Origin of the sequence: Neorhizobium sp. NCHU2750 (assembly GCF_003597675.1) — a bacterium.
In the GTDB taxonomy this organism is placed as follows: domain Bacteria; phylum Pseudomonadota; class Alphaproteobacteria; order Rhizobiales; family Rhizobiaceae; genus Neorhizobium.
The window spans coordinates 369,066-380,325 of the sequence record NZ_CP030830.1; the positions used below are offsets into that span (position 1 = coordinate 369,066).

Here is an 11,260-nt window from a genome sequence, read left to right on the forward strand (position 1 = left end):
TGTTCGGTTGAGTTGGAACGTTTCGCGCGGTTCCGTTGTGGTAAGCAGCCACGTCTCAGGCGTTTGGCATTCGCAACTATCGACCGGAGGCGCCGTACTCTGCGGGTGTAATTATCTATAGTCGTGAGGCTGCGGCCATTCCACTGCAGTCTTGCACGAAGACATTTCACATTCGGCGACCAGTGAGAATGCCGGCCTGAATGCTGTCATCGCCATGCCCATGGATATCGAGCCCTACTGGCCGAAGGATTGGCAATATTCCTCTCAATTCGAATTCGTGGATTGGCCGCAAATCGTGCTGGATATCGTTGATCCGACCGAGACGAAACTGTTTTTGTGGCAGTCGCCACGAGTGGTGATTTGGCTGTGAGACTGTCATCGGAAAGACAATCTGCCCCTCGCTTAAATTGTAAGGCTATTTGACGTACGTATGCGCCGTAGTTTCAGGACTGGAGGGATCCATGCATTCTCTCAAGGATATCACGGGAGATATCGACGAACCGAATAATGCCCGGATGAATTTCCGAACGAAGGCACGCATCAAAGACGCTATCCATCGGGCAGCAGCATTGTCCGGCATGGACGATTCTACCTTCACCATGAATGCGGCATACCGCTCTGCCATCGAAACGATCGCCGCTCATGAAGCGACTGTTCTCAAGTCTGCAGATCATGCAGCGTTTTTTGCGGCTCTCGACAATCCTGCTGACCCGACAGAGCAATCGAGGGACGCCTTCACGCGTCACCGCGAGACTGTCGTTTCCCGCTGATGTCAGAGCAAGCGCAGCCCAAGCTTATCATCGAGCCGCTCGATCCGTCCAAGCACGACCAAGCGGCTTTTTCGTGTGGCGTGACCCCACTCGATAACTTCATCAAGAAAACGGCCAACAAGCTCACAAAGGCCGACAATCTTCGCGTCTGGGTCATGACAGGGGACGGGATCTCCATCATCGGCTTTTATGCCATCAACGCTCATTCTATCGACTATCAGGATCTCCCGGAGACATTTTCCCGGAATTGGCCAGGACACGGCTCTATCCCTGCCGCCTATATTTCGATGATCGGCCGCGACCAGCGATTTAAGGCGGTGGATATGGAGGTGTTCTCCTTGCCGACTGCTTGCAAAGGATAGCGACCGTTGCCGATCACATCGGCACGGTGATTACCGTCCTTGACGTGCTCGATTGTGGTGACGTCGAAAGAACACAACGGCGAATGCAACTCTACACTGGATACGGTTTCCTGCCGTCTCCATTAGACCCGACGCGTTTGTTCCTGTCCGTGGCGACGATCAAGCGGCTGCTTACATGAATTTCTGCGGGTCACCTTCGACTATTGAGTATAATTCCCAGGAAAGATGATGTCCTGGTCGACAAGGACGTTGAAGCGGTAGCCTGGCCTGATCTTGATTGTCGGCTGGACATTGAGGTTCTTCGAGATCGTCTGTTCTGCGACACGGCCGAAAGTCTCGGCGAAGTTCCGGCGCGCGGCGTCGGAAGCCGTGTCCTGTGTGGCAAGGGTCGAACTCTGTGGCATCGACATATCAATACCCGCACCGATCAAGGCGACCAGGGCTGCCGACCCGAAGGTCCTCAAATAGTGGTTGTCGACCTGGTCTTTAAATCCACCATATCCTTCGGAGTCGGTTCCCGCCATCCCACCGATCTGCAGGGTCGATCCGTTCGGGAAGATGATGTCGGTCCAGACAACCAGCGCACGGCTCTGGCCGAACGAGACCTTGCTATCGTAGCGGCCGAACAGCTTCGTCCCCTGCGGGACAAGCAATAGGTGGCCGGTGGCACTATCGTAGACATTCTGACTGACCTGCGCCGTGATCCGCCCGGGGAGATCGGAGTTGATGCCTGAAATCAGAGTTGCCGGGATGACCGAGCCTCGCTTGAGTTCATATTGCGACTGCTGCGGCACGACCTGATTGGGCAGATAGCCGAGGTCCTTGATGTCGGCGTTGAAGAAATCCTCCTTGGAGGCCTGGCCGTTCTGGTCGACCGACTGCCCTGCAATGCCTGCCCGCAAAGCAGCAGCGTAAAGGTCGGACGCCTCACCCCCGGGTTGGGCCGGCTGCATTCGATTTGATGCCCCACTTGTCGCCGTCGCCTTGCTCTCAACTTCCGAAATGTCGACCTTCAGCGGAGAATCTAGTGCTGCACTTTTAGCCTGCAGGCTCGCCATACGCTGCCTTTGCTGTTCGCGGGCGATCTGCTCGCGTTGCTCGCGCAGCATGCGTGCGTTCCATTCCTCATCCGATTCCATCTGCGGGCGCTGTGCCTGACGAGGCTCAGGCCTCGCTACCGCAGGAGCGGGATGCGTCGGAACGGCTGCGGGCGGTATCGGGGCCGGCTGGAAGGCCGGAGGATCGTCCCGGTCGCCTATGATGCCGTCTTTCACGCCACGCTTCATCTGCTCAGCGAAGTTTGAGGCCGGCGCATTTCCACCTGCCTCCTCTGGCGCCTGCTGGCCAAACCGAAACCCGCGGGAGGACAGCCCGTAAACCAGAACGGCGAGGAACAGGACGGCGATGCCGATCCCGACAAACAGAGGCACGCGATTGAGGCGCTTCATACCCTTGTCGTCGGCGGAAGGATTGGGATTGCCGAGTTGCAGCGATTGGACCATGAACCTCTTCCGCCTTCAATTGCGCTTCAGGAGAGAAAGTGGGCTTGCGGGGACCGCGACGCCGTTGGTGATGGAATAGGCTCGGCCGAGTTCGAGATCATCTGTCGAGAGGCGTGCAAGGACCTGCCCATCCAGACTGGCGATCGAATATGCAAGCTCGATAGGCTTTGCCGCATCCTTTCCGGATGTCGCTTTGTCCTCGGTGACGACGGAATAGCCCCAGCCCTTCAATGCTGCCTCGAGTGCGACCGCAAAGTCCGATGTGTCCTTGTGCAGTCTGATCGGTGTCGAGGTCGATCCGGCCTGCTCGGCGAAGCGTCCAGCCATATCGCCGGCGATCGCACTGGCGGCAGGACCGGTAATCTCGGGAGGTGCCGCGCTGGTCGTCAGGCCGTCAGTCGCCGTCTGGCACCCTGAAAGCCCGATCAGGCATACGACCGGGAAGAGGATTTGCGGGCGCATGGTTACCCTCCCCTTCTGATCGTAATCTTTTGCTGGTGCCAGCCAACACCGGACACAAGCACTACCTTGTCGATATTGTAGTCGACGATCATCATGTTGTTCTTCATGCGGTAGTTGACGATCCGGTTCTGCCCGCCGGAAACGACAAAGAGGACAGGGGCATCCTGGCCGGAGATCGCGCGCGGAAACTGGATGTAGGTCTTTTGGCCATCCGAATAGACGCGGCTCGGACGCCACGGCGCACTTCCGCTCAGCGAATAGGAGAACGCAAGCTGTTCGGGTGGAACGCCACCGCCGGGGCCGGTCATCGCCTGGATGCGGGCATTGATGTCGGAAAGCTTCGTTGCAGCGTCCTCGGGGTATTCAAAGCCGACACGCGCCATATACTGGGTCGGATGGGACTTGAGCTGGATGTGGTATGTGCGGCGGGATGTCGTGACCACCATCGAGGTCACAAGACCCGGTTCCGACGGCTTGACAATCAGATGGATCGCCTGCCCGCCAGCGGCCCCTGAGGTGGCCGGTTCGACTTTCCAGCGGACCGTATCACCGACGAGAACGTCACGGACGATCTCGCCGCCCTGCAATTCGATATCCAGACCTGCAGGGGTGAGCAGACCACCGGCGGCTGCGTCTCGCCGAAGAGGAAGACCACCTTTCCGTCCGGCCCGCGTGTGACGAGCCCCGTTTGTCCTCGCCATTGCCCTGACAGCGTCGTTGCCTTGACCTCATTCCGGTTCAGGCTCTGGGATGCTGCCGGCGTTGATGCAATCGTCGCAGCGGTCGCCAGCAAGATGCCAGCCAGCGCCTTTCTGTTCATTGTCCCCGTCATTGCCCTGCCCTTACAGCTGTGCGGTCCAATCGAAATCGGTGACGTAGACACCGATCGGATTGAGCCGGATTGTTGCTTCATCTTGTGGTGAGGTGATCGCAATGGTCGCGATCCCGCGGAAGCGGCGGGTTGCCGTTTCTTTGCCTTTCCGGTCGCGCTCATATTCGGTCCAGTCGATCTGATAGGTCTGGTTGGACAGCGCGACGATATTGTTGACCTCGATCGCCACGGTCGCGTTGACGGCCTTCTCGAATGGCGAGTTGGCGCGGAACCAGGCGTTGATCTTCTGGGTCGAAGGATCGGAGGTGCGAAGGAGCGCATAGGTCCGATCGATATATTGCTTCTGAACCACGGCATCCGGCGTGATCGACCGGAAGTTGGATGTGAAATTGCCGAGCGTGGCGCGGACGACGCGCGTATCGGCGTACTCGATTTGCTGCGGGAAGCCGCCGGAGACCGTGTTGCCGAGCTTGTCGACCTCGACGATGTAGGGGACGAGCTTGACCTGGGTGCTTAGATAGAGCGCATAGCCAAAGCCGATCACGGCCATTCCAAGGCTCAATATGCCGACGGCCCGCCAGGCTGAGGCCGCCTTTACATAGGAGCCGTATCGTTCGGACCATTCCTGCCGGGCGGCAAGATACGGGTTATCCGATGCGCGTGGCGCTGCCATGGTGACCTTCCTGTCTATGAGTGACTATTTGTCGGAGCGCTCGGGCGGCGTTGGCGACGAGGAAGACTTGCCACGCGCCTGATCGAGCTTGGCGTTCGCCAGCCCGAGGATCGACCCTGCATAGGCACCGGGAGAGCCGATCGCCTTTTCCTTGGCGGCCGATCCTGCCGCTGCGGCACCCGATCCAAAGCTCGCCTCCATGCCGCGAAGGGCGGCTCCCGCAACTGAGGAGCCCCCTGCCCTTGCCGATTGGGCGGCTGCAAAGCCAGCGCCAACGGCGCCAGCTGCAAGGAAGGCCCCGCCAGCTGCAAACGACGCGGCCTGGCCCCCGTGGCGGATGACTTCCATTCCGCCCGAGACCGAGGCGCCTTGAACCACGCCCTGGATGATGCTCGGCACATACATGGCGATGATGAAGACGACGACGGCGATGCCCGCTATTGAAAGCGTCGTGATGAACTGATCTGTCTCAGCCGTTGGTGCACTGGAAAGCCCAAGCATGACGGTCGAACCGATCTTGGCGATCATCACCAAGGTCATCAGCTTCATGCCGATACCGAAGGCATAAATCAGGTAGCGGATAGCAAAATCCTTGGTGAACGACGAGCCGCCCAGGCCCAGCATGATCATGCCTGCAAGCAGGCCGACATACATCTCGACCATGACGGAGACGAAGATGGCAGCCACCAGCGAAAAGCAGATCACGACGACGCACATCGACATGACGGCTGCGATCGCCAGCGCATTGTCCTCAAAGACACCGAACTTAGCCTGTTGCGACATTTGCGATGCAACGCGAACCCCGGCATCAAACACCTCGGCTGGCGATGCTGAACCTCCTCCGGCGCCGATCTGATAAAGACTGTCGATGACAGCCTTCGCGAAAGCTGGGCCTTGAGTCAGCACGAAGGCGAAGAAGCCGATATACATGATGCGCCGAACCAGCTCGGCGAACCATGTTTCTAGAGAGGCAGCCTGGATCGCCAGCCAGACGGCAGCAATGCCGACCTCGATCGCAGCCAGGATCCAGAACAGCGATTTCGCGGCATCCATGACGGTGGTTTCCCAGCCTTTGGCGGCTGTTGAAACCTGGTTCTCCAGTTCTGTCAGAACTTGCCCCTGCTGCGCGAAGGCTGGCTCCGCCAAAAGCAAGCAGGCGACACCGGCGGCCAGCGAAAAGCGGATCAGTCGATGCCTCACCATTTTGGTCGCATCTCCTGCCCTTTCGGGATCGGGGCGGGCTCCTTCGCGGTCCCGAAGAATTTCTCACGGGTGGCGCGTTGCTCCTCGCTCATCTGAGGAGCAGAAGGCGCCTGGTTCCGCGCTATGACGACGGTGGTGACCGCAGCCAGGACCGCGATGGCGGCCAGAAGTGAAATGATCGTTGTTGTACGGGTCACCACTTCGGCTCCATCTTCTGACCATCGGGGATGGTTTGAACATCGGCATTGAAGAATTTCTCGCGACGGGCCTGGGCAAGATCCTTGTCCGACTGCTCACTCTGCAGCCATGTCCCCATCAGTGTCGCCTGTTGCGAGACGATACCGCGCAGCTTCTGCATCTGGGCCACCTGCTGCGCGGCGATCTCATGCCCGACCTGCAGCGCCTTCATCTGCCCGTCGGCCGACTGCGACATCGAGCGCAACTGGCTCATCGTATCCTCTTCGCTGTCGAACTGCTCCGCCGTCAGGCTTGCAGCCTTCAGCGTGCTGGCGATCGTGTCGCGGTTCGTGTTCGACCAGGTCTGATAGGTCGAGGAGAAGGTCTCAGCGTTCGGGAGATTGGTTTTCAGATCCGCATAGCTCTTAAAGCGCTGCTTCAGCAGGTCATCGGCATTGCTCATCGAGAACGAGATACTCTGACTCTGATTGACGATGCTGCGAAGCTGAGTGAGATCGCCCTCGACCTCGCCCCAGACATGGCTCGGCAACTGCGCGGTGTTCTGCAGCATGTTCTGATAGATGTTGAGCTGGTTCTGGATCTGCTGGGCAAGCTGCGTGATCTGGGTGATCTGATTTTGGATTTGCGTGCCGGACTGACCAACCAATGAGATGAGCTCGCCATTGTTGAGGAGCTGCGTCATTTCGGTAGCACCGGTGACAGCGCCGCCGGCAAAGGCTTGATGCGGCAAGGCCGCCAAGCCGAGAGCCGAGACAAACGATAAGACGATTGAACGCTTCGTTCGATCTGAGACGAGATTATGCATCACGATTGATCCCCCTTTCGATGAGCCATTCCTGCGGCCAGTCTTTGCCTTGAGTGGTGCGTAGCGCCCTGATGCGGGCCAGATCCGTCTTGCCGGACGCGCCGACGAAGGACAGCGTGACCGGGCCGAGCGCCATGTCGAACAACCGCCGCCCATCCGGTGAGGTGACGTAATATTCGCGCTTGGGAATGGCGTTTGCGACGATCTCGATCTGCCGCTCGTTGAAACCGATCCGCTCGTAGAACTCCCGAGTGCCGCTCTCGCGGGCGGCCCCGTTTGGCAGGCAGACCTTCGTCGGGCAGCTTTCCTTCAGGACGTCGATGATCCCGGAGCGCTCAGCGTCCGAAATCGACTGGGTCGCGAGGATCACGGCACAGTTGGCTTTGCGCAGCACCTTCAGCCATTCCCTGATTTTGTCCCTGAAGACCGGATGGCCGAGCATCAACCAGGCCTCATCGAGAATGATGAGACTCGGCCGACCGTCGAGACGCTTTTCGATGCGTCTAAACAGGTAGGTGAGGACAGGCACGAGATTGCGCTCGCCCATGTTCATGAGCTCCTCGATCTCGAAGCACTGGAAACGGCCGAGTGTCAGGCCATCGGCCTCCGCATCGAGGAGCTGTCCCATCGGCCCGTCGATAGTATAGTGATGAAGCGCATCCTTGATCTCGCGCATCTGGACGCCACTGACGAAGTCGGACAGAGAGCGGCCGGGTGCTAACGCCATCAGTCCGACCTGTCTGGAGATCGCATTGCGATGATCTGGCGTGATCGTCACCCCCTGCAGAGAAACTAGGGTCTCGATCCACTCGGATGCCCAAGCGCGGTCGCCGTCAGTCGAGAGTTCAGACAATGGGCAGAAGGCCAGATTGGCCCCCTCCCCCGCTTCGCCGCCGATCTCGTAATGATCACCGCCAGCCGCAAGCGTCAGCGGCAGCATCGAATTGCCCTTATCGAAGGCAAAAATCTGCGCATTCTCATATCGGCAGAATTGTGCTGCGATCAGCGCCAGCAAGGTCGATTTGCCCGAACCCGTCGGCCCGAAGATCAGGGTGTGGCCGACATCGTCGACATGCAAGTTCAATCGGAACGGGGTCGACCCGGAGGCCACCTGCATGAGCGGCGGCGCGTCCGGTGGATAGAACGGGCAAGTGGCGGTCGGGCTGCCGGACCAGACGGAATTGAGTGGGACAAGGTCGGCGAGATTGCGGGTGTTGATCAGCGGTTCTCGAATGTTGCAATACCAGTTGCCCGGCAGGCTGCCGAGATAGGCATCGGTGGCATTCAGCGTTTCGATCCGGGCACCGAAGCCCTCGGCCTGGATCAGCCGACGGACGGCTTCTGCCTTTTCCTGAAGGACCGCACGGTTCTCATCGAAAAGTACGATGACAGGCGTGTAATAGCCGTAAGCGACGAGTTGAGACGACGCTTCGGCGATGGCATCTTCCGTCTCAGCCACCATGGACATGGCGTCCTGATCCACTGACCGAGATTGCGTCTGGAAAAGCTGGTCGAAGAACGGCCGCACCTTCTGCTGCCACTTCTTGCGCGTGCGTTCGAGCCGCTGTTTGGCTTCCTCGGCATCGAGAAATATGAACCGCGTGGACCAGCGATAGGTGAGTGGCATCAGATTGAGGCTATTGAGGATGCCCGGCCAGCTTTCGGCCGGCAGTCCGTCGATCGCGATCACGCCGAGAAACCGGCTTTCGACACGCGGCGTCAGTCCATGCTCCAGTTCGGCTGTCGCCAGCCAATCAAGGTACATGGGAATTTCCGGAAGTCGGACCGGATGGTTCTCGCCGGTGATTGCAAAGCGGATGAACTGAAAGAGCTCGTCGTATCGAGCGATCCGCTCCCCTCCCCGCTCGCGGACGTTACGCGTTTGCATGCGTTGGACCGAAACGATGTTGCCAAGATACTGCTCTATCTCGCGGATCGACCGCCGGAAGGAATCCAGGACCGTTTCCGCGTAGCTGGCGGTCCGGCTCTCGGTATCGGCGTAGATATAGCGAGTGAGGCCGCCGCGCCGCCGCTCAGGCGGCCGATAGGTGAGTATCAAGGCCTGTCGGCTCTCGAAATGGCCCTGCTCGCGGCCAAAATGCCGACGGCGTTCGTCATCGATCAATGCGGTGACCGTGTCTGGAAAGTGGCTCCGTTCGGCGGACGGATATTCGGTGGTCGGGACTCGCACGGCCTCAACCTGGATCATCCACCCAGTCCCGAGGCGTGAGAGAATGGCGTTGATCTGCCGGGAAAGCTCGTTGCGCTCGGAATCCGTCGCGCTCTCCGAATCCGGGCCCGCGAAATACCAGCCAGCCATCAGGCTTCCGTCTTTCAGAAGAAGGATGCCGTTGTCGACCAAGCCGGCATAAGGGACTAGGTCGGCGAAGGATGGGCCGGTTGATCGAAATGCGCGCAATGCCACCATCTTGGAAACCTCAGAAGCTCCGCCAGGGGGATGACGTGGGCAGGTAGTCGGCGCGATAGCGCATGTGCCGCACATAGACCTGCCGCATCAACGGATCGGATTTTGCCATCATTCGGAGCGCGCCAACGACGACGATCCAGATCGCGACGCCAAAGACAGCGGAATAGACAGTCAGAACGACGAAGATCAGAATGACCGAGGCGAGCCCGGCCAGAAGAACCAGTTCCCGGTCCGCCCCCATCAGCAGGTTGGGACGCGACAGGGCGCGATGGATCCGGTTTCGATGGAGTGCGGAGCCGGCCTCAGCCATTGGTCCCCTCCCCTCTGGTCGTCATGGAGGGTTGTGAGCTTTGCTGATCGGCAATGGTCGCGATGCCGATCGACGCACCGGTAGCGCCAAAGAGGCCGACGATCGTCGTTGCGCCGAGAAGGATGCCGGCAACCAGTACCACATACATCAGGCGACGCGCGAAATCGTTGAGTTCGCCTCCGAAGATCAACATGCCCCCGGCAATCGCGACGGCGGCCAGCGCGATGTAGCCGGCCACCGGTCCGGTAATCGATTCCTGGATCTGCTGAAGCGGCGCTTCCCAGGGCAGGCTTCCCCCGGAACTGGCAAGCGCCGGGGCGGCATACGATGTGCCGAGAATGGCGGCGGGGAGTCCCAAACGGAGCAGACGATTATGCGGCATGGCTGTCCTCATCGATGTGCGGATAGTGTCCAGTCTGGTAGCGGGATCCATTGAAGCCCTCGACATGCAGGACTTCTCGCACCCGCCTCCCCGCGCCGGCGCGTTCGATCGAAATCACCAGATCGACGGCCTCCCCGATCACGGCCTGCATTGGCTGCTGGCTCGCCTCGGCGGTTAGCTGTTCGAGCCGGCGAAGCGCCGACATCGCGGTGTTGGAATGGATCGTCGTCACGCCACCCGGATGACCGGTGTTCCAGGCCTTGAGCAGGGTAAGTGCTGCGCCATCGCGCACCTCACCGACAATGATGCGGTCGGGCCGCAGGCGCATCGTGCTCTTGAGCAGCCGGGCCATATCCACGGCGTCGCTCGTATGGAGACTGACGGCGTTTTCGGCCGCGCACTGGATTTCGGTCGTATCCTCTAGGATCACCATGCGGTCATCCGGCGCCGTCTTGGCGACTTCGGCGATGACAGCGTTGGCGAGTGTCGTCTTGCCGGATCCCGTCCCGCCGGCAATGACGATATTGAGCCTGTTGGTGATGGCGCTGCGAATGATCGAGGCCTGCGCCTCCGTCATGATCCCCGTGCTGACGTAATCGTCGAGCGGGATCAGCTGCGAGGCGCGTCGGCGGATCGTAAAGGTGGGCGCATTGACGACGGGGGGAAGCAGTCCCTCGAAGCGATGCCCGCCGATCGGCAGTTCGCCGGAAATGATCGGACGATCTCCGTCGGCCTCGGATTGCAGGGAATGCGCTACCGAACCGATCACGGTCTCAGCCGCCGCCGGTTGCATTTCCCCTGCCGGAGCGACGCCATGCCCGAGGCGCTCAATGTAGAGCTTGCCGTCAGGATTGAGCATGATTTCGACGACGGTCGGGTCGTCAAGGGCGCTACATAAGCGCTCACCAAGCGCGTCCTGCAATTTGCGGACAAGGCGGGAGTGCGACTGAAGCATGGATGACATCGTCCCCTCGTTTGAGCACGTGGGAAGAGAGACTGCGTGTGGGTGGAGATGTCGAGGTGCAAATTTGCACCTCGCGCTGGCTCGGTGATTCCGTCAGGCTAACAGCGGTTGCCCGGGCTGATCCGCGCCAACAATCGCCAAAGGCGGTTTAAGTCACAGGAAAGGCGACGAGCGGGTGGCAGCTTTATTGATGTCAATGGGTTGGATTGTAAGGGAGATATCTAGTTCTCGTGGTGTTTACCCACCGCCTTTAGGTTTTCGTTAACTAAAAATCTCTTGCTCGGCCAACAGAATCGGAGCTTATTGCCGGAGGCGGAATTTTGGTGATTTCTCGAAAAAAATCGCCACTGGCAGGAAATGGATCTTGAG

12 protein-coding genes and 2 pseudogenes are annotated in these 11,260 nt (G+C 59.6%); 3 read left to right on the plus strand and 11 right to left on the minus strand.

Annotation, left to right across the window (positions count from 1 at the left end):
- The first annotated feature begins 220 nt into the window (after nt 1–220).
- The 3 genes and pseudogenes from NCHU2750_RS27935 (at nt 221) to NCHU2750_RS27945 (ending at nt 1,311) form a co-directional block, all read left to right on the plus strand.
- On the plus strand, nt 221–370 hold the full coding sequence (locus tag NCHU2750_RS27935) for a hypothetical protein (RefSeq protein WP_162939838.1): 150 nt from the start codon (nt 221–223) through the stop codon (nt 368–370).
- A 91-nt stretch (nt 371–461) separates the two neighbouring features.
- The gene (locus NCHU2750_RS27940; RefSeq protein ID WP_119945052.1) at nt 462–770 is read left to right on the plus strand and encodes a type II toxin-antitoxin system TacA family antitoxin; all 309 of its coding nucleotides are present in this window, start codon (nt 462–464) and stop codon (nt 768–770) included.
- Nucleotides 770–1,311 (plus strand): annotated as a pseudogene (locus NCHU2750_RS27945) (GNAT family N-acetyltransferase). Before NCHU2750_RS27940 ends, NCHU2750_RS27945 begins: the two are co-directional and overlap by 1 nt.
- Before the next feature lie 21 nt (nt 1,312–1,332).
- Here NCHU2750_RS27945 and trbI read toward each other — a convergent pair.
- The 11 genes and pseudogenes from trbI to trbB form a co-directional block, all read right to left on the minus strand.
- Nucleotides 1,333–2,634: an IncP-type conjugal transfer protein TrbI gene (trbI, locus tag NCHU2750_RS27950; protein WP_119945053.1), complete on the minus strand. Its 1,302-nt coding sequence runs from the start codon at nt 2,632–2,634 to the stop codon at nt 1,333–1,335.
- Nucleotides 2,635–2,649: 15 nt separating this feature from the next.
- Entirely contained in the window at nt 2,650–3,096 is a 447-nt protein-coding gene (gene trbH, locus NCHU2750_RS27955; RefSeq protein ID WP_119945054.1) for a conjugal transfer protein TrbH, read from the minus strand.
- Nucleotides 3,097–3,098: 2 nt separating this feature from the next.
- Nucleotides 3,099–3,916, minus strand: a pseudogene (trbG, locus tag NCHU2750_RS27960) (P-type conjugative transfer protein TrbG).
- A gap of 22 nt (nt 3,917–3,938) precedes the next feature.
- Nucleotides 3,939–4,601 (minus strand): conjugal transfer protein TrbF, encoded by a 663-nt coding sequence (locus NCHU2750_RS27965; protein ID WP_119945055.1) that lies wholly within the window; start codon nt 4,599–4,601, stop codon nt 3,939–3,941.
- A 24-nt stretch (nt 4,602–4,625) separates the two neighbouring features.
- Nucleotides 4,626–5,804 carry a P-type conjugative transfer protein TrbL gene (trbL, locus tag NCHU2750_RS27970; protein WP_119945056.1) on the minus strand — a complete coding sequence of 393 codons (1,179 nt, stop codon included), beginning with the start codon at nt 5,802–5,804 and terminating at the stop codon, nt 4,626–4,628.
- A complete protein-coding gene (gene trbK, locus NCHU2750_RS27975; RefSeq protein ID WP_119945057.1) occupies nt 5,798–6,001 on the minus strand; it encodes an entry exclusion protein TrbK in 204 nt (67 codons plus the stop codon). The genes trbL and trbK overlap by 7 nt, the downstream gene beginning before the upstream one ends.
- Nucleotides 5,998–6,807: a P-type conjugative transfer protein TrbJ gene (gene trbJ / locus NCHU2750_RS27980; protein ID WP_119945058.1), complete on the minus strand. Its 810-nt coding sequence runs from the start codon at nt 6,805–6,807 to the stop codon at nt 5,998–6,000. Before trbJ ends, trbK begins: the two co-directional genes overlap by 4 nt.
- Nucleotides 6,800–9,235 (minus strand): conjugal transfer protein TrbE, encoded by a 2,436-nt coding sequence (locus tag NCHU2750_RS27985; RefSeq protein ID WP_119945059.1) that lies wholly within the window; start codon nt 9,233–9,235, stop codon nt 6,800–6,802. The genes trbJ and NCHU2750_RS27985 overlap by 8 nt, the downstream gene beginning before the upstream one ends.
- 10 nt (nt 9,236–9,245) lie before the next feature.
- Nucleotides 9,246–9,545 (minus strand): conjugal transfer protein TrbD, encoded by a 300-nt coding sequence (locus NCHU2750_RS27990; RefSeq protein WP_119945060.1) that lies wholly within the window; start codon nt 9,543–9,545, stop codon nt 9,246–9,248.
- On the minus strand, nt 9,538–9,927 hold the full coding sequence (locus tag NCHU2750_RS27995; RefSeq protein ID WP_119945061.1) for a TrbC/VirB2 family protein: 390 nt from the start codon (nt 9,925–9,927) through the stop codon (nt 9,538–9,540). Before NCHU2750_RS27995 ends, NCHU2750_RS27990 begins: the two co-directional genes overlap by 8 nt.
- Entirely contained in the window at nt 9,917–10,882 is a 966-nt protein-coding gene (gene trbB, locus NCHU2750_RS28000; protein ID WP_119945095.1) for a P-type conjugative transfer ATPase TrbB, read from the minus strand. The genes NCHU2750_RS27995 and trbB overlap by 11 nt, the downstream gene beginning before the upstream one ends.
- Nucleotides 10,883–11,260: the final 378 nt, after the last annotated feature.